Consider the following 19,273-nt stretch of genomic DNA (forward strand, 5'->3'; position numbering starts at 1 on the left):
GATCTCATCACTGAGATCGGTCCATTGTGCGTGTATGATTGATGGATAAAACCGAGAATTAAGGACGACGGAACGTAACAAATTTATCTTGACGGTCAAACCAGCCTCTGAACGCCCAGTTATCCCAGCCGCCATCGCCGTTGTTTTTAAAGGTACCACTTTCAAATACCCAAATACCGTAAACAACGTTACCAAGATTAGCAGTTGCAAAAGTTTTCACGCCGTTAAAGCGGTCTTCATAATTTTGGCTTAGGTTAAAGACCATGACATTATATCTGCCACCAGCAGCATAGAATGTGCTTTCCATCACGCCTTTAACGAACCCAGGACGGTTTGCATTTGCGTTTACTGCGTTAACAATCGCATTGGCAATCCCAAGAACATCGAAGTTGACGTTAACATTAGGACTAGCTGTCGTTCCAGCTTTTCCTTCAGCATCTTTGTTTAATACAGTTTGCTGTAGTGTAGTAGAGACGGGTGCTGACGTTTTTTTCTCAGCAGCGTCAGCAAATACTGGCAGTGTCGAAGAAACAGCAGTGGCAAGGGCAATAGAAAGAATGGTTTTTTTCATTGGTCGGATCTCCTTTGTTTTAAAATGTTTGGGTCTTCCTTTTCGTAAAAAGTGAAACTAGGTGAAGCCGGTTATCAATGAGGTAAAATATGTTCCTGCAAGATAAAACAAATGATTGCCTAATCAGCTTATTCCTTTGTTCACCTCCTTGATATGTCATAATTATACAAATTTTTTCGGGATAGAAGATATCACCCAGAGGTTCTATTTCTAATTTAAGGAAAATGATCCTAAAATATTGGAGGATCATGTCGAATATTAGCTGAATTCGACCAAAAACTTTCATCAGACCAAAAGGAGAATGACCACAAATAAGGAAGATATAACTGATAAATTCTTGTACTCTTTATATTCAAAAATATTTAATATAGAGAATCATTCAAGCAAAATGAAACAATCGCATCTGCGCGTGTTTGCAGAAAGGAAGAGGGAAAACATGTGGGAAAAACAGCTGGTGGTTGAACCGCCATATCACTTCGATCAAGTGCTGAGACGCTTATCAAATGATCCATTAAAAGCAGTCGATTTGAATAAAAGAGAAATCAAAGTACCAATCAGATTAGAACAAACACCATACGTTGTCGTCGTTCGAGCCACGGGAACAAAAGAAGCGCCCACGTTTCGGGTGAAAGGAAATGGTCCTGAGGAACCTCTCATATGCGAGATGAAGCGGATATTTGGCATGGAGCATCAATTAGACGCTGTGCATGAGCATTTTTCTCAAACAAATCTAGCGCCCGTTTTTGAGCGTCATAAGGGAACACCGCTCATGCTGGATTTTCACTTATATCATTGCTTGATGAAATGCATCATTCATCAGCAGCTCAATCTGGCGTTTGCCTATGAACTCACAAAACGGTTTGTTCATACGTATGGCGAGCAAATAGAGGGGGTTTGGTTTGATCCTTTACCAGAAACCATCGCCTCACTTGAAACAGAGGAATTGAGAAAGCTCCAATTTAGTCAGCGGAAAGCGGAATATGTCATCGATGTCTCGAAGCGAATTGTGAGCGGCTCTCTTTGTTTAGAAGAATTACACGAATTAACTGATCTGGAGGTGGAAGAACGCCTGCTTCCAATTAGAGGGATTGGACCTTGGACAGTTCAAAATGTGCTCATGAATGGACTTGGAAGACCAAATCTCTTTCCGATGGCAGATATCGGGATTCAAAACGCCATCAAGCGTCATTTTGACCTGCCTGAAAAGCCGACAAAAGAAGAGATGGCAGTGTTAAGCAAGGACTGGGCTCCCTATTTAAGCTACGCATCTTTATATTTATGGAGAAGCATTGAGACAGATAAATGAAAGGGATTTTCTCTCTTTGTCCAAGTCATGGTATACTAATGAAATGGAATAAAATGAAGACAACCTATCAAGGGTTCAGATAGAACGGAGAGAATGAAGTGAAGGAAAAACAGCAAGGTGCCCTTTTGCAAAAGGGACAGCAGTTCCCGCTTACCATTAAACGCCTTGGCATTAATGGGGAAGGGGTCGGGTATTTTAAAAAGCAAGTGGTCTTTGTCCCAGGTGCGCTTCCAGGCGAAGAAGTGGTTGTGGAAGCAACGAATGTCCAAACAAAATATGCAGAAGGTACGGTTAGAAAAGTAAGAAAGCGCTCCGAGCATCGAGTGAAACCGCCATGCCCAGTATACGAAGAGTGCGGCGGCTGTCAGCTTCAGCATTTGGCGTATGAGCAGCAGCTAAGGGAAAAACGAGATATTGTCATTCAATCAATGGAACGACATACAAAACTACCAGTTGAACAGCTTGATATCAGGCCAACGATCGGTATGGAAGATCCATGGCACTACCGAAATAAAAGTCAGTTCCAAGTAGGGCGTTCTCATAGCGGTGACATCATTGCGGGGCTTTACGGACTGAACTCTCATAAGCTTGTACCGATTAAGGAATGCATCGTGCAGCATCCAAAAACGAACAAAACAACGGGCGTTGTCCGCAAAATTTTAGAGAAATTCGGTGTATCGGTCTACAATGAACGGACGAGAAAAGGCGATGTACGCTCAATTGTTGTGCGTGTCGGCTTTGAAACAGGGGAAGTGCAGGTCGTTCTTGTCACATCAAAGCCGGAATTTCCAAAGAAAAAAGAAATCGCCGAAGCCATTCAAAAACGTCTGCCAGAAGTGACGTCCATTATGCACAACATCAATGGTGAAAAAACGTCGGTCATCTTTGGCCATAAGACATCTCACCTAGCTGGCAACATGGTCATTCAAGAATTTTTAGGAGACGTCTCCTTTGAACTGAGTGCACGTGCTTTCTTCCAATTGAATCCGAAGCAAACGCTAAAGCTTTACGACGAAGCGAAAAAAGCGGCAAAACTAACTGGCAAAGAAAAAGTTGTCGATGCGTATTGCGGCGTTGGAACGATTGGGATGTGGCTTTCAGATGGCGCCAAAGAAGTACGAGGAATGGATGTCATCAAAGAATCGATTGATGATGCCAAGAAAAATGCCAAAAAACACGGCATGAAAAACGCGACCTATGTGACAGGAACAGCTGAACATTGGCTGCCAAAATGGGTCAAAGAAGGCTTCCGTCCTGACGTCATCGTCGTGGACCCGCCAAGAACAGGCTGCGAGAGCACCTTCTTAGACACCGTCAAACAAGTCAAGCCAAAACGCCTTGTCTACGTCTCTTGCAACCCATCAACACTAGCAAAAGACCTCGAATACATGTCAAAAGACTACAAAATCGAATACATGCAGCCAGTCGATATGTTCCCGCATACATCTCATGTGGAGACTGTTGTATCGCTCGTGAAAAAATAGACTTTAAATCAAGGCTCGAAAATCAATATTAGATTTTCGAGCTTTTTTTGTTTTGCGGGCATTTCTTTCATCAGACTTTTTTCTAAATGAACATATACACTTGCAATGTTTAAATTAGTACTATATAGTTCTAATTATGAAAAAAGTAAAATTAATGAATCAAAAACGTGTGCTTGAAGTAGCTGCAACTTTATTTTTAGAAAAAGGATTTGCTTATACAAGCATGGATGAATTAGTACGTGTAAGCAAAGTGTCAAAGTCTAATGTGTATTATCACTTTTCTAATAAGGAGGAATTATTAGAAGGGGTCGTTGATTATTGGATTGACATGTATCAATCTGCAATTGATGACGTACTATCTCAGAACCAATTTTTAGTTGAAGAACGTATCCAACTATTTTTAAAGCAATTATCACAAGGAGTTCAATCGAGAGACTATAAAGGGAGTTGTCCATTTATTACTCTTTATATTCAAAGTCCTACACAGGCCACACAAATAAAAGAAAAAATAGGTCTGTTTTTTACAGGATTACAAAAGAAAGTTTCTCTATTACTGAAACAAGGAGTAGAGAATGGAGAATTCAGAAAGACGATTCATATTGATGAGGTTGCATCACTATTTATTACCAATCTTGAAGGCGCGTTATTTATTTCAGAAACATTGAAGGATGCCACTGTCATTACGAAAACAGCCGATCATATGTTTAACTTGCTTCGATAAAGAAGCTTTTTTTTCACATTAAATTAGTACTAATTAGTACTAAAAGGGAGATGTTTATATGAGAACAGTATTATTAATTGGTGGAACGGGCTTTATTGGAAAGGAGTTAGTAAAAGAATTAGCCAAAGAGGATGTGAACATTCTTCTTTTAGTGAGGTCGAAAAGTAAAGCAACACGCATTTTTCAAGAAAGAGGTATTTTAAAAGAGGCAGTGATGCACTTTGTTGAAGGTGATTTGACGAAAGTCGATTTGGGTCTAAGTGCTGAAGATAAGGAGAAGGTGTTGAAAACGGATGTGATCATTCACGCAGGAGGACCCATGGATATTCAAGCGACAAGTAAAAAGGCAGCTTCCGTCTTTTTAAATGGCGCCAAACATATGAGTGACTTAGCTAAAAGTATTCATCAATTGAAGGGCTTGCAGCAATTTATTCATGTTGTCGGTTATATGAGTCCCTTTGATGATCAAAATAGCAAGATTGAAATTGATGTGTTTAAAGAAGTAAACCATTATTTGGAAATAAAAAATCCATATGAGAGAACAAAATTTTTAGCAGATCTTTATATTCGTCAACAGGCATCAGCAGTAGGTTATCCGCTTTCTGTCATTAATCCGCCGACTGTCGTCGGTAGTAGTCAAACGGGGAGTACAGAGCAAATAGCAGGAGTAGGTTTGCTTGTGAAGAGTATGCGAAGAGGGCTCATGCCGGTGATTCCTGGAGGTAAGGACTATAGGTTACCACTTATTTCAAACGATGAGTTTGCGAGGTTTATTGTGCAGGTTTTCAAACTGGAGCAACCGGCTATTCAAACATATACGCTTGTTGAAGACAAGCAGCGCGATCAGAATATTGGTGAATTATTGAGTGTGATGTCAGAAAGTATGAATATGAGGGCACCAAAAATCTCTGTCCCAATGCCACTGATGAAAGCTATGATGAATAGTGGCGTAAGTAAAATGACAAATATTCCTTCTGATGGACTGAACTTTATGACAAAACGAACATTTTCAAATGTTGCAGCGAAAAAAATAATGGGAGAAGATTGGTTTCAGAAGACGAGTGTCATGAAATTTTTCCCTGCTGTAGTAGCTGATCTGGATTATCGAATGATGAATCAAAACGGTAAGGATGATCATCTATTTAAACGAACACTATGTGATAACACGACCCTTTACCAATTAAAAGGAGAGGGTAAACCGTTTATTTTATTACATGGTTTATTGAGCGATGGAGAGGATTTATTCCCTTTAGCACAAGAGCTTCATAAAAAAACGGGTCAACCTGTATGGATCTTGGATCTTCCAGGTTTGGGGCGTTCTCCTTTTAAACGAGAGAAACATCTTCTAGATATGTATTTGAATGTCTTGAAAAAGATATTGGAGAAAGCGACGAATGGTGCACATCTAATTGGTCATTCATTCGGTTCGTATATTCTTCTGGAGGCATTGGTACAAGAATACATCGATAAGAAGTATTCAATCACGTTACTTCAGCCACCTGTTGATAAGAAAAATACTGCATCGCGACATGTTCCTCAATTGATAAACAAATGGACATTGAAATGGGCAACGACTAATATGATAGGGCGTTATGTATTAAGGAATGGTTTGTTTGAAAATACGGAGAGCATCCCTGAACATTATATTGAAAAAGTCAGAAATAGTTTTACGTCTCCTAGAATATTAAATACGACGGTTCAGCTTAATCATTTATTACTGAAAACCGATCAAGATGATTTCAATGAAGTCACAAAGAATCATCTTCATATTATTTGGGGGGATTATGACAAAGGCTATTCTGCCCCGTCACATCTGGGCAAGGTTGATTTTGTTCCATATGGTCATCATTTCCCACTTAGCCATCCGAGTGAAACGGCAACATTGGTCATAAGGCAGATGAGGGTATGGGATAAATAAAAGGTTTGAGGTAGACCAGCGTGGCTAAAAAATTTTAATAGTAGATTACTTGATGAAATCGTGAGAAACAAAGTGAACCATATCAATGAAATAGAGGAGGATGAGAATGAGCCAATTCGATATTCTAACAAAATACATACCGATGCTTCAGGAAGATCCTATTGGAGAATGGGTCATCGATCGAGAAAATGATGGTACACCTGAACATCCGATTCAAATGCCTTTTGTGAAATATTCCGAAACGGTCCGTCACTTGATAGAAGATATTTATACCTTTGCAGAACAACACGAAGAAATGGGGCTTATCCGCTACAGAGAGATCCTTAAAGAAAATGGGATTGAATCGGGAATGAATGATATGGAGAATGTGGACATTTCAAATTTAAATGCGCAGTGTGTGCTTGCTCTTATGATGGAGGTTGTGAGAGCCGAACGATTTAGCGAGGGTGCCATACTCAATTTCTTTAAAAGCGGAGCCATCTTAAAATGGCTTGAAAGATTGAAAAACCTAGATGTATAAAATCTAGGTTTTTTGTTTCTGAAACGAGATCACGAGAATGTGAATTGCTCCGCTTCTTGACGAAATAGATCAAGCAGCAGCTGCTGGGTCTTTTCCAGAGAGAGAAGGGGTTCCTTATGAGTTAAGATTCCTATCGAGATAAAAGGGTCCTCCATTTCAATTGGAATTTGCACAAACTCGTCTGACAATGGGATAGAGGAAAGGACGACTCCGACAGAGGGGAATTCCTTTAGAAATGATGGAATTGCTGAAATCTGGCTGATGGTATAAGTGAACGGCTCCACATTAATTCTTGAGAGTTCCTTTTGTAACTTCATGTGATATAAACAGCTTTCCCCGCCTATGATCAAAGGCTGTTGATAAAGATCCTTGATCAATGAAATCGTTCCAACTTGATCTGCCTGCTGTTTTGCGATAATAAAAGACATTTCCTCCTTGTACAACTCCTCAAACGGAAGTGTATTCATCACTGGTTCCCCTGCAATGGCAAAATCAATCTCACCCTTGAGCAGAAGCTTGTAAAGAAAGTCTGTATTACCGATGATAAAGTGGCATGTGATATTCGGTTTATGTCTCCTGAATATTTGAAGGACGGAAGGAAGAATAGTGGCAGCAATTGGTTCTATGACGCCTATATTCAAGGTTCCGATTTCTTCTTTTTGGAGTTTTTGTGATTGTTCTAATACAAAGCGCCAATGGAGTATCAACTGATCAATCTCTTTGGCAAACAATTGTCCTGAAGGGGTTAATTCAGCCTCCCATCCTCTTACAAACAATTGAAATCCTAACTCCTTTTCTAATCGTTTGATCTGATTCGTTATGGTCGACTGTGCATAATTCAATTTTTGAGCGGCTTTTGAGAATGTTCCTTCCTGAATCACGGCTTGAAATGCTTTTAACTCTTTTAAGTCCATTTCTAATAATCTCCATTCGATATATGAATATAATTTTATATATTATTCAATTATATAAAATAAGTATTGGGATGTAAAATGAAGTGAAATAGAAAAAAGGAGATGATAATCATGCCATTTGTAAAAGTCAGTTATATGGAAAAGGCGTACGATCAAGAAAGCTTAGCTTCTGTTAGCCAAACGATCATGAAGGCTCTGATGAAAGAATTTCAAGTTCCTAAAAAAGACTACTTTCAGGTGTTCAGTTCACATAAGAAAGACGAATTTTTTTATGATCCCCATTATCTTCTTCGTCATGAGAGGGATCATCGCCTTTTATATATCCAAATTACATGTGGTTCAGGAAGAACCGAGGAACAGAAGCAGTCTTTATATAAGGAAATAGCTGACCAGTTGTATTGCCAGCTCAATATACGTAAAGAAAATGTATTCATTATGCTGATTGAGACAGGCTTGGAGAATTGGTCTTTTGGAGAAGGGCTTGCGCAGATGATCAAGTAACGGAACGAATGAAAGGGGAAATAGCTATGCATCAACCAATCAAGCCAACTGTAAAATACACTCTCGGAGATTTTGCTCCAGCATTTGTTGAGTATTCAGAAAAAGTTCTCTATGGAGATTTGTGGAGGAGAGAGGAACTTTCTCTAAGAGATCGCAGTCTGATTACAGTCTCAGCCTTAGTAAGTGCGGGCAGCCTGAATCAGCTGGAATATCATTTACATCTTGCCAAAGAAAATGGTGTAACGAAGAACGAGTTGATTGAACTCATCACCCATCTTAGTTTTTATATCGGATGGCCTAAAGCAGCTTCAGCACTAGAAGCGGCTAAACATATTTTGGAGGACGAATAAAGTTCATCAAACAACGAGCCCTATTTGAGATAGGGCTTTTTATATGCGGTAAATTTTATTTTAAATTCTTCTGTTGACCTTCCCCTTAACTGAAAGGTTTATACTTTGATCAGATCAACAAAACGGAGGAGATGCAGGATGTTCAAGATCGGCGATTTTTCTATGTTAAGTAAAGTGCCTGTTAAAACCTTAAGATATTATGACCAAATTGATTTATTAAAGCCTAAGCAGATTGATCAAGATTCAGGATACCGTTATTACTCAGCTGAACAGCTGCTTGAGGTCAACCGAATTTTTCTGTACAAGGAATTGGGCTTTACGTTAAAGCAAATGGCTCAGCTTCTTCGTGAAGATATCTCAGTAGAGCAGATTCAGGGCATGTTTCTGCTGAAAGAAAGTGAAATTCAGCAATTGATCGAGAGAGAACAACAGAAATTGGCGCGTATTAAGGAGCGGATGCACCTCATCAAACGAGAGGGATGTGTTGAAAAAGAACAGGAGGTCATCATCAAATCCGTTGAAAGCAAACGCATCCTGTCTTTCCAATCTAACGGAACGGTTGATGAGATCCCCTCATTTTTTCAGACGTTTCATCATTTATTACTTAAACATCAACAAGAATCAATTTCGGGACCACAAGTGGTGCTATGGAGGGAATCAGTCGAAAAGGAAAGTGAGTTTGAATTTGAGGTCGGGTATTCCATCAAAGCGTTAAAAGGCAATCTTCCTCAAGGAATCACGATACGAACGTTACCTGCTGAAGAAACTATGGCGACATTATTATTTCATTCACATTCTCCATCCGCCCAAACAGCTTGTATTGACCTGGCGACATGGATCGAAAATAATGGATACCGCGTGAAAGAAGACCAGCCAGGCCGAGAGATTTATTACCCATTGTCTGAAAATGAAGAAGGCAGACTCATTGAAATTCAAATTCCTATTATAGATGAAATCAAATCGTAAGCATTGTCCAAAGGAGAAACGTCACGATGAAAAATAAAACCGTTGTCTATTTACTTGCATTAGCAGCCTTTTTAATCGGAACAATCGAATATATCATTACAGGCATTATCCAGATGGTCGCAGATGATCTACATGTCACGACGTCTGCCGCTGGATTATTGGTCACGTCTTTAGCGCTCTCAGCAGCCATCGGCGCACCGATTGTCATTGCACTGACCATCAATATAGACCGCAAAAAAATACTGTCATGGATGTTAATTATTTTTATTTTAAGTAATGTCATCACAAGTGTCAGCCATTCGTTTGAAATGGTGATGATGACAAGGATTTTACAAGGAATCAGTGGGGGGACGGCTATTGTGGTGGCAATGGCTGTTGCGACTCGTCTTGTAGAACGTGAAAAAAGAGGAACAGCTATTGGTATCATTTTAATGGGACTCAGCAGCTCCTTGGTTTTAGGCGTTCCAATCGGGACATTTCTAAGCAGTATGATCGGATGGAAAGCATTATTCGCAGCCATTGGATTGATCACGCTTATTCCGCTGATTGTTGTGTATAGGCGAATCCCCTCTATGAAAGAACAAGAACCGGTGACGCTTCGTATGCAGTTATCGATTTTAAAAGACAAGCGAATATTACTGGCGGTGGCAGTGACGCTATTCTATGTAGGTGGATATTCCACGTTGTTTACCTATTTAACGCCCTTTCTGCAAGCATCAGCAAATCTTAGCATCACAGAAATCAGTGGCATTTTGTTACTAGCAGGAATATGCAGCTTTTTGGGCTCCAGCCTTGGAGGGATGGCGGCAGATAAAAAAGGCCCAATATTCACGATTTTCTCAGGAATCATTTTGCAAATCATCATGCTCTTGCTGCTATCATTTGTCACAGATAATCTCGTGCTCATGGTGGCTGTCATCATGATATGGATGATCGCTACATGGAGCACATCACCAGCTCAGCAGCTATATCTTGTCACACTTGTACCAAAATCTCCTGATATCGCATTAAGTGTCAATACATCATTTATTCAATTCGGATTTGCCTTAGGCTCTGGTGTAGGAGGGATTGTGCTAAGCGAAACATCTATATTAAACCTAAGCTGGATCAGTGCTGGCACGGTTTTTCTCGCTCTACTCATGACCATTCTAATGGTAGCGTTTGACCGATTTTCTCAGCGCAAGAGTTTGAAGGTGATCGAGCAAGGAAGCTAACTTACATTCAATGTTGTATGAAAGGAACTACTTATTTCGGGTAGTTCCTTTTTGATTTGAAGAATGCACCAGTGAAGTTGTTTATTTGCTCAATAGGAGTCAATATCCAAAGATTGAAAGCATCAACAAATTCCTTTTAAAAACAATGAATATCAAACAAAAGAACCACTAGACAAGGAGAGAATACAGAATGCCAATAAGTGAGGAAATGATCAATCGAAAAGGCGCTCGAAAGGGGACTGATATCCCTCATGACGTCTTGACCCTTTTGAATCAGGGAGAGATCGAAAGTGTGAATTTAACTGAATGGCTGGCTGTCAATCATATGACGCTAATACAGCATGTTTTGCCGTCCGTTGGTTTAGAGCATCGTTTAGACGATGTATCATCTGAGATCACTAAACAAAAAGCTGAATCAGGAATGAAAGCCATTCGGCTCATTGGTCAATTGTTAGATGACGTGCTACATGAAGAGAATGAAGAAAAACAAGCGGAAGTGCTGCTGGCATTTGCTCACCACATATCTGATAGCGTTCGCTGTTGGGCTGCTTATATGAACAAACAGAGTTTATCAACACTGGAAGAGAAACTTGCGTACATTCAGCCATTTGCAGCTGATCATCATTTTGGTGTTCGAGAAATTGCATGGATGTCAGTGAGAGAAAGTCTAAGTCTTCAGCTCGATCAAAGTATAGAGCATTTAACAGAATGGGCAAAAAGCGAGGATGAAAATATTCGCCGGTTCTCTGTAGAGTCGCTCCGTCCGAGAGGGGTATGGACAAAGCATATTGAGTTATTAAAACAAGAGCCAGAGAGGACACTGCCTATTCTAAATTTACTCAAATCCGATCCATCCATATATGTTCAAGATTCTGTAGGAAACTGGCTCAATGACGCAAGTAAAACACAACCAAATTGGGTAACAAACCTGTGCGACCAGTGGTCAAAGAATTCTGACACAAAAGCAACTAGCAGAATTGTTAAGAAAGCCAAGAGAACGATTGTGAAGGGGAATTTGTGAATAAGAACATGAACTGAAATTTCTTTATTATACAAAATTCAATAGATCATATTATTTCTGCTGACTAATTCTAAAATATCTATTTATAAAGAAAACAATATACAGAGAGAGTGAATAGCACCATTGATGAATCAAGATACTTTTGCTGAATGGTTAAGAACTTATGCAAATATAAAACATACTCTATAGGAAGATACTCTAAAGCTATTGGTATAATATCCTCAGAATTAAAAAGTTATGGATTACAGAGTACTAATTTATTTACTTTAACTGATCCTGCCTTTATTGATGTAATTCTTAGTAATGCTGAGTTTAAAAAGAAGAATGAAAAAGGACATAGGATGTATAGTGTAGCTTTAAATCATTTGAAAAAATACATTGAGTATTATTATGATTCTGAGTTACAAGCAGAACTATTTAAAGAGGAGCAGGAATTTGATAAATACCTAATAGAAAATCCCGCTGAAGTGAGTAGTGTTGATATTGAGGATAAGCCAAAAGGTAAGCCTAAACATGGGTTAGTGAATAATAAAAAGGTATGGCGTAGAAATCCTAAATATGCAAGTGGAGCTGTAGCTGATGCAAACTATTTATGTGAGTTTGACAATCAACACAAACATTTTATTTCTAAATTTAATGGGGAGAATTATGTAGAGGCTCACCATTTGATACCAATGCAATATCAAGATCAATTTGATCATAGTTTAGACATCCATGCTAATATTGTTTCAATTTGTTTAGTCTGTCATAAAAAAATCCATTATGGACGATTTGAGGATAAGAGAGAAATATTAGATAAACTATTTAACAGTAGGAGACAAAGACTTGTTAAAGGTGGAATAGATATAGAAATTTCACAGTTATACTCTTACTATAAGGATTAAGAAATCTAAGTAAATTATTTCTGGCTTAATTATTCCTACAGCAAAATAGGATGCTAACAGACAAATTTAATTTCAAAAATTCACGCAACATATCATTTAAAGAATGAAATTCAATTGCACTGCAAAAAATAAAGCTTTACATGATCCATCACCTTCATGTAAGATATGGAGAAATTAAAAGCGAAGAAAAGGACATGAGTCATTTTTACTGGTTACTAGAGAGGGAAGTCACGCTGAAATCTTCCTAGCGCAGAAAATTGTCTTACCACCTTTGAGCTGTATTGGGGAAATCATAGTATCCAATATCGTCTACGCCACGTTACGGCACCAGAGCCATAAAGCGAATACGCGTTATGGGAATTTGGGTGGAACCACGGATTACACATTCGTCCCTTTATGAGGGATGGGTGTGTTTTTTTGTTCTCTCAACGATTATCATTGCTTTGAAAAGGACATGAGCCACTTTTATCGGTTACCAGAGAGGGAAGTCACGCTGAAATCTTCCTAACGCAGAAAAGTTGTCTTACCACCTTTGAGCTGTATTGGGGAAAATTGAAGTATCCAATACCGACTATGCCACGTTACGGCACCAGAGCCATAAAGCGAATATGCGTTATGGGAATTTGGGTGGAACCACGGATTACACATTCGTCCCTTTATGCGGGATGGGTGTGTTTTTTTATTTTTAAAAAAGAAAGGTGTGTCAGTCATGAGAGAAAACATGGTGAAGATTCAATTTCCAGATGGAAAGATAAAGGGGTTCTCTGCAGGTACGACTGTCGCAGATGTTGCCTCCTATATTAGCCCGAGCTTAAGGAAGAAAGCAGTGGCAGGAAAGATTAATGAACAAATGGTCGATGTAAGTCATCAGCTGGAAAGTGATGCTCGGCTGTCTATTGTCACACTCGATTCAAAAGAAGGGCTTGAAGTGCTGCGCCATACATCTGCACACGTATTAGCCCAAGCCGTGAAAAGGTTATATGACAATGTCACACTTGGAATCGGACCGGTCATCGAAAATGGATTTTACTATGATATGAAGCTGAATCAAACATTAAGTGTAGAGGATTTGGCTACAATTGAAAAAGAGATGGAAAAAATCATAAACGAGAATCATCTCATCCAAAGAAAGGCGGTCACTTACAAAGAAGCTGAATCGTTGTTTGCACATGATCCATATAAGCTTGATATTTTAAAACGACTCCCATCTGAAGAAGCCATCACAGTGTATCAGCAGGGTGAATTTATCGACTTATGCCGCGGGCCTCATTTACCTTCTACTGGGTTCGTAAAGTCATTTAAGCTAACACGTGTTGCAGGGGCTTATTGGCGGGGTGATAGTCATCAAGATGTATTGCAGCGAGTGTATGGTGTAGCGTTTCAACATCCAAAACATCTAGCTGAGTATCTTCATTTCATGGAAGAAGCCAGCAAACGTGATCACCGGAAATTAGGGAAACAATTATCTCTGTTCATGTTTTCGGAAGAAGCGCCAGGTATGCCGTTTTATTTACCAAAAGGTCAGATTGTGAGAAATGAATTAATGGCCTTTTCAAGAGAAGTGCGAAACAAAGCGCAATATGAAGAAGTGAGCACACCGTTTATGATGAACCAAGAGCTATGGGAAAAGTCAGGTCACTGGGATCATTATCATGAAAATATGTATTTCTCAGAAGTAGATCATACAAGCTTTGCTTTAAAACCGATGAATTGTCCAGGACATATGCTCATGTTTAAAAATAACTTATATTCATACAGAGACCTTCCGATCAGAATGGCTGAGTTCGGTCAGGTGCATCGTCATGAATTTAGCGGAGCATTAAATGGATTGTTCAGGGTCAGAACTTTTTGCCAAGATGATGCCCATATTTTTTTGAGAGAAGATCAAATTGAAGCTGAAATCAAACAGATTTTCCAATTAGTTGATCATGTGTATCGGACATTTGGGTTTGAGTACTCTGTGGAACTATCCACTCGTCCAGAAAAAGCGTTAGGGGATGATGCCATTTGGGATATCTCTGAATCAGCGCTAAAGAATGTGCTTGATCGGCTAAAGGTCGATTACCAGCTAAATGAAGGAGATGGGGCATTTTATGGACCGAAGATCGATTTTCATATAAAAGATGCCTTGCAGCGGAGCCATCAGTGCGCCACAATTCAGCTAGATTTTCAAATGCCTGAGAAATTTGATTTAACATATATCAATGAAAAGAATGAAAAGGTACGACCAGTTGTCATTCACAGTGCCATTTTTGGTTCTCTAGATCGTTTCTTTGGGATTCTCATCGAGCATTTTGCAGGTGCCTTCCCGTTATGGCTGGCACCAGTGCAAGTACAAATCATTCCTGTCTCAAAGATTCACCTTGATCATTGCCTTGAGGTGCAGCAGCAATTAAGAAAGATCGGAATCAGAGTCACAATCGATGAACGGGATGAAAAACTCGGCTATAAAATGAGAGAAGCACAAATGCAAAAAATCCCTTATATCGCTGTCATTGGTGATACAGAAATGCAAGAAAAAACACTGAATATCAGACAGCATGGAGAAAAGACATCTAGACAGCTCTCTATTGATGACTTTAAATATCTGGCAGCTCAACAAATAAAAAACAGAACGGTTGCCCAAATATGATGTGATGATTTCTTGAAGAAGAATAAGACGTTCGAATGATGGGCGTCTTTTCATTTGCGAAAAAAGCCGAATTGACAGTAGAAAGGGAAAATATTGAAACATTTTTTCAGTGAAATCGTAATAAAGATAGAGCGTTCAACAGAAACCTTTGAAACGGAGAGGAGTATTACATGGAACAAGCTGCACTGAAAAAGATGAGGACAAAACAAATAGGTGTCTCTAATTTGATATTCGGACTTATGATCATCGCTTTTTTTATGGTGATTCAAATCTTTAATATCCAACTTACACATTTCTTTTTGTGTTTAGGAATTTTAATGCTTCTCCAAGGCATTATCGGCTTTATCAAAAAAGGAAAAACAAAGTTTTTCATACCTATTTTTGAGCAGGTAGCTATTTATGAAAAAGAGAAATTAGGAAAAGAATGGGAGAAAGAAAAATTTTCAGAGAATGTGTGGAAAGTCGTATTGAGTGGCATTATGTTTTTTCAATCATTTAGTTTTCAAAATGTAATGAATCCATTTAGTGACATCGAGCCTGTATTGACCATTTTATTGTTTTTAATCGTTCTAGCCTCTATCAATATAAGCATGCTTTTTCGCTTTAGAAAAATCGATCGATCGACTGAAGGAGAATTAACAGGCTATACAAAAGAGTCTAACATGATGGGAATTGCTTTAGGGTTATTGATGGCAATCATCATCTCTATCTTTATCGTCATTTTTCTTCTTCCATAAAACATCATTATTTAGAGGTGAAACCATTGAATGCAAACATACAACAATTGATTGATCAGACAAAGGCGAAATTTGGCTTAGATCTTTATGATCTAAAAAGACACAGCTTTCATCGTTACGTCAACATGTTCAATGAAACGATTTATACATTGAATATGGAATGGTTCCCCTCTCATGAAGCTGAACCTGAGGACGACGATATCAACCCAGACGGCACAGCTGTCATTGAAGTGAATTTGAATACAGGACAGATTGAATCGGTTATTTTTGTCATGGACAAAACCTATGCGCAGCAGGGTGTCACGTTTAAGAGACCTTATCCAGCTCATGTCATTCAATGGATCGAACAAGAAACAGGGTTGATCTATGATGAGCATTTTCATATGCATCAGAAGGAGAAAGGGGAACTTTCTTTCGAAGAAGCAATAGATGGTGTGAAAGTGACGCCATCAGGCAGAATCGAAGTGAAATGGAATGAACATGGACAGCTCATGTACTTTACACACCACGGCCCATTTTTAGCCAAAACATTACTGAAAGCTGAGGAATATGCACTTTCTCTTGATAAGCTGGAGAACTTAGCCGAGCAGCAAGTACAGCTGTTTCAATGGCCTTCCTTCGAGCACAACCGAATCCGATCTATTTATGCATTAGAAGAAATTTATGTGAAAAACGATGGAACAGGAACGCTTCCGTTTGAAATTGGGCGTGAAGAAACGCACTTTATACACATGAATGAGGTCATTGAGTGGAATGAACCGATAAACAATGCCTTTGAAAAAAAGGAAATGAACATTCATGAGAACATTTCAGCTGAACAAGCTTTCTCATTGGAACCATCACCAGATACTTTCCCGATATCAAAAGAAGAGCAAGCTGAGTGTATCAAAGCAGTCCGAACCTTCTTGGCGCAAAAATATCCAAAGGATACAGGGAAGTGGGTTCTGAAAACACTCCATCGTGAGCATGGATACATCCATGCGATATTAAAAACGAACGGGCAAGAAGGCAGTGGGTTTATGGACAAGATCAAGGTCTTCATTGACGCCAGCTCGTTTGAAGCCGTTAATTACATAGATAAAAAAGAAATGTTTCAAGTGTGCGGGATACTCAGCCCCTCTCAAGCGGCAAGTGATATTTCTGTATCTCAGAAAGAAGCCTTTGAAAAATTGAGAGAACGTCTTGAACTTACACCTATTTACGTCTATGACGAAGCGCAAAAACAATATGTTCTATGCGGAAAGCTCGATTGCCATGATGGTGTTGATGCAGAGAGCGGCGAAGTGTTTTCTTTGAAAGAACAGTGAGGAGCTGTTCTTTTTTGTCTCATTGCACCAATTTTTTGAAGAAATTTGGAATTTTGTAGCAGGAAGTTGTCGTTTCATCACGAAAGAAACAGATAAGAATATGATCATAGGTCCATCGGTTGGAATATTAGTAGACATCATACATATGAAACACTCATGACAGTAAAGTTGATCTACAATGCTTTTTGAAAAAAATGAAATCGTGTCTCTAGTAGTATACGACATTTGGTGGGCTGACATCATAGGATGACTTTGAACATGTTTGATTTAGGTAAGCTTGAAGCCATGATAGAAGAAAGTGAGGATGTCTACCTTGAGTACATTGGAAGTGTTTCGTCAGTTTTTGGTTGACCATTATCCTGCGTTACAAGATGAACTTTGGCTAAAAGATGTTGATACTCTTCGAATCTCTCCTATTCTTCATCCTTTTCTGAAAAGCAAGCTGCCAGAGGGGATCGAAAAATTCACTTGTGTCCTATTCACGCAGCAGACAGATCAAACCGCTGCACCGCTCAAAGTATACCTTCTATTAGATGAATATGAGCAATCACTTTATGCCATTGATTTGATGAATGAACAAATAGTGCTTCATTAATACAGAAGCAAAAAGCTGCTTGAGAGCTCCTCAGCAGCTTTTTTTGATGAACATTAGCCTGTCATATCAACCAATCTTGAGTGCAAGTTGTCCAATTCTTTCTTTGTTGGAAAAGAGCTGATCAGCAGCGTAGATTGTCCGAATTGAAGAGGCAGCTCGGTATCGGTCACAATCATATCGATCCCAAGTTCCTCCATCGTGACATCATTTAATGTATTCTCTGGACTTGTAAAAATGTGAATGAGAGGAGGTACGCTTAATTTAATTAAATCCGCAATAAACAAACTATGATAATAGCCTAATGTTGAAATAACAAATATGTTCAACACGTTTCTCCGTTCCATTTCCAATTGAACAAGCCCTCTCCAGGACGACGTAATCATACGAATCAATTCCCGTTCATTTTTCACAAAAGGACCGAGGATATCGTCTGTTTTTAACTCTTGGATGATATGAGTAATCCTCGAATAGAAATAAGGAAACTGTTTTTTCACCTCTGATAAATAGCTCGATTTCTTTTTGAAAAGGAATCCATCTCTCACGGTAATTTCATTGGAATACACATAATATTGGAGAAGAACGAGTGTCATCACCTTGCGATTCGCTATTTCTTGATGAAAAATCGACTCCAATTGGTTGATAAATGAATGAATGGCATCATAAAGTCGTGGTGTATGTGATTGGAAGAACGTCAATTTTTCTTCGACAGTTTCAATTGATTTAAAGTGTCCAATAGCTGGTTCGATCAATAGCAAAAAGACAAATTCATGATGATCCAGCGTCACATCAAATACGTCTTTGGTCATTCGGCAAATATGCTCTTCCCATGTTTGGATTTGATCATAGATCCCTTTGGCTACAGAACTTTGTTTTTCCTCTTTCATTGAGTACGTATATTTACGGCTTATTGTGAAATTTTTCCTCATTCGGTGAATGGAAACGGCGAACCATAGGCAGTATTTATCTATCGCCACATCTGGCACATTGACTTCTAGCACCTGAAATAGCTCCTGTAATAAATCAACTGCATCTTGCTTTTGAATATCATCGAATGGCCAAAGCCGGCTTCCATACACTTCAAACAAAAATTCAACAAAGAATTGACGAATCTCCTTCTCATTTCCATGGAACTGCATACTATCTGGGCGTAACTCAATGTCATAAGAGATAAGAATGGAATTGATTTTATGAATGGTGTTATACAATGTGGATCTACTGATATTAAGCGTGTCCATCCATTCATAGAAAGACCTGTTTTGTTCGAAAAAAATGCCGTCAATCAATCGAATTTCAATCGTATCTTTTAAAATTTCCTTGATATAGTAGTCCACTCGTATCGTCTGTGTATAACAAATGGATATGCCTTGTCTCGGCTTTATGTGGATTAACGGCTCACCGTTCTCTGTTTTGAACGATTTCATTTGTTCTAAATCGCTTTGAATGGCACGAACCGAACCGATATGTTCATTCGATATCTCTTGAAGGCTCCACCACTTATTTTTGGATACAAGTAGTTTTAAAATGTTTATCCATCTCTTTGATTTATTATCAATGAGCTCCATCAAACAACTAACTCCTTCCTTTGGCTTGCCTCTATATTATGAAGTTCACTTAAAGAACATTTGATACTCA

Annotated in this window: 18 protein-coding genes and 2 other annotated features; of the genes, 15 read left to right on the forward strand and 3 right to left on the reverse strand. The window is 38.9% G+C overall.

Annotated features, from left to right (window positions below; translation table 11 throughout):
• Positions 1-58: 58 nt before the first annotated feature.
• The gene (locus MHB79_RS04005) at positions 59-571 is read right to left on the reverse strand and encodes a stress protein (RefSeq protein WP_340989075.1); all 513 of its coding nucleotides are present in this window, start codon (positions 569-571) and stop codon (positions 59-61) included.
• 436 nt (positions 572-1,007) lie between these two features.
• Here MHB79_RS04005 and MHB79_RS04010 point away from each other — a divergent pair, with 436 nt between their 5' ends.
• The 5 genes from MHB79_RS04010 to MHB79_RS04030 all read left to right on the forward strand — a co-directional run bounded on the left by MHB79_RS04010 (position 1,008) and on the right by MHB79_RS04030 (position 6,520).
• Positions 1,008-1,877, forward strand: a complete 870-nt coding sequence (locus tag MHB79_RS04010; protein ID WP_340989076.1) for a DNA-3-methyladenine glycosylase family protein — start codon at positions 1,008-1,010, stop codon at positions 1,875-1,877.
• A gap of 98 nt (positions 1,878-1,975) precedes the next feature.
• Positions 1,976-3,361, forward strand: coding sequence for a 23S rRNA (uracil(1939)-C(5))-methyltransferase RlmD (rlmD, locus tag MHB79_RS04015; RefSeq protein WP_340989078.1), 1,386 nt, complete (start codon positions 1,976-1,978; stop codon positions 3,359-3,361).
• A gap of 154 nt (positions 3,362-3,515) precedes the next feature.
• On the forward strand, positions 3,516-4,082 hold the full coding sequence (locus MHB79_RS04020) for a TetR/AcrR family transcriptional regulator (protein ID WP_034620919.1): 567 nt from the start codon (positions 3,516-3,518) through the stop codon (positions 4,080-4,082).
• Between the two features lie 58 nt (positions 4,083-4,140).
• Complete coding sequence (locus MHB79_RS04025) at positions 4,141-6,000, forward strand: alpha/beta fold hydrolase (RefSeq protein WP_340989080.1); 1,860 nt, start codon at positions 4,141-4,143, stop codon at positions 5,998-6,000.
• Positions 6,001-6,106: 106 nt separating this feature from the next.
• The gene (locus tag MHB79_RS04030; protein ID WP_106030220.1) at positions 6,107-6,520 is read left to right on the forward strand and encodes a DUF6508 domain-containing protein; all 414 of its coding nucleotides are present in this window, start codon (positions 6,107-6,109) and stop codon (positions 6,518-6,520) included.
• 29 nt (positions 6,521-6,549) lie between these two features.
• On the opposite strand, the gene MHB79_RS04035 is transcribed toward MHB79_RS04030, so the two are convergent.
• The gene (locus MHB79_RS04035) at positions 6,550-7,434 is read right to left on the reverse strand and encodes a LysR family transcriptional regulator (RefSeq protein WP_340989082.1); all 885 of its coding nucleotides are present in this window, start codon (positions 7,432-7,434) and stop codon (positions 6,550-6,552) included.
• Between the two features lie 111 nt (positions 7,435-7,545).
• Here MHB79_RS04035 and MHB79_RS04040 point away from each other — a divergent pair, with 111 nt between their 5' ends.
• From MHB79_RS04040 to MHB79_RS04085, 10 genes are all read left to right on the forward strand, one after another.
• On the forward strand, positions 7,546-7,935 hold the full coding sequence (locus tag MHB79_RS04040) for a tautomerase family protein (RefSeq protein ID WP_003218064.1): 390 nt from the start codon (positions 7,546-7,548) through the stop codon (positions 7,933-7,935).
• 26 nt (positions 7,936-7,961) lie between these two features.
• Complete coding sequence (locus tag MHB79_RS04045) at positions 7,962-8,285, forward strand: carboxymuconolactone decarboxylase family protein (RefSeq protein ID WP_003218056.1); 324 nt, start codon at positions 7,962-7,964, stop codon at positions 8,283-8,285.
• A gap of 138 nt (positions 8,286-8,423) precedes the next feature.
• A complete protein-coding gene (locus tag MHB79_RS04050) occupies positions 8,424-9,251 on the forward strand; it encodes a MerR family transcriptional regulator (protein ID WP_003218038.1) in 828 nt (275 codons plus the stop codon).
• Positions 9,252-9,277: 26 nt separating this feature from the next.
• The gene (locus MHB79_RS04055) at positions 9,278-10,465 is read left to right on the forward strand and encodes an MFS transporter (protein ID WP_003218012.1); all 1,188 of its coding nucleotides are present in this window, start codon (positions 9,278-9,280) and stop codon (positions 10,463-10,465) included.
• A gap of 190 nt (positions 10,466-10,655) precedes the next feature.
• Entirely contained in the window at positions 10,656-11,486 is an 831-nt protein-coding gene (locus MHB79_RS04060) for a DNA alkylation repair protein (protein WP_340989088.1), read from the forward strand.
• Between the two features lie 149 nt (positions 11,487-11,635).
• Positions 11,636-12,370 (forward strand): HNH endonuclease, encoded by a 735-nt coding sequence (locus tag MHB79_RS04065; protein ID WP_340989090.1) that lies wholly within the window; start codon positions 11,636-11,638, stop codon positions 12,368-12,370.
• A 174-nt stretch (positions 12,371-12,544) separates the two neighbouring features.
• Positions 12,545-12,767: a binding site (T-box leader), on the forward strand.
• A gap of 37 nt (positions 12,768-12,804) precedes the next feature.
• Positions 12,805-13,029, forward strand: a binding site (T-box leader).
• A 50-nt stretch (positions 13,030-13,079) separates the two neighbouring features.
• A complete protein-coding gene (thrS, locus tag MHB79_RS04070; protein ID WP_340989092.1) occupies positions 13,080-15,002 on the forward strand; it encodes a threonine--tRNA ligase in 1,923 nt (640 codons plus the stop codon).
• Positions 15,003-15,172: 170 nt separating this feature from the next.
• On the forward strand, positions 15,173-15,739 hold the full coding sequence (locus MHB79_RS04075) for a hypothetical protein (RefSeq protein WP_113386856.1): 567 nt from the start codon (positions 15,173-15,175) through the stop codon (positions 15,737-15,739).
• 17 nt (positions 15,740-15,756) lie between these two features.
• A complete protein-coding gene (locus MHB79_RS04080) occupies positions 15,757-17,046 on the forward strand; it encodes a hypothetical protein (RefSeq protein WP_340989095.1) in 1,290 nt (429 codons plus the stop codon).
• A gap of 313 nt (positions 17,047-17,359) precedes the next feature.
• Positions 17,360-17,641 carry a hypothetical protein gene (locus MHB79_RS04085; protein ID WP_003217864.1) on the forward strand — a complete coding sequence of 94 codons (282 nt, stop codon included), beginning with the start codon at positions 17,360-17,362 and terminating at the stop codon, positions 17,639-17,641.
• Positions 17,642-17,694: 53 nt separating this feature from the next.
• Here the strand turns inward: MHB79_RS04085 and MHB79_RS04090 are convergent, their stop codons facing one another.
• A complete protein-coding gene (locus tag MHB79_RS04090) occupies positions 17,695-19,203 on the reverse strand; it encodes a helix-turn-helix domain-containing protein (RefSeq protein WP_137055515.1) in 1,509 nt (502 codons plus the stop codon).
• Positions 19,204-19,273 lie beyond the last annotated feature (70 nt).

The sequence above is a fragment of the Bacillus sp. FSL M7-0558 genome (assembly GCF_038003245.1).
In the GTDB taxonomy this organism is placed as follows: domain Bacteria; phylum Bacillota; class Bacilli; order Bacillales; family Bacillaceae; genus Bacillus; species Bacillus pumilus.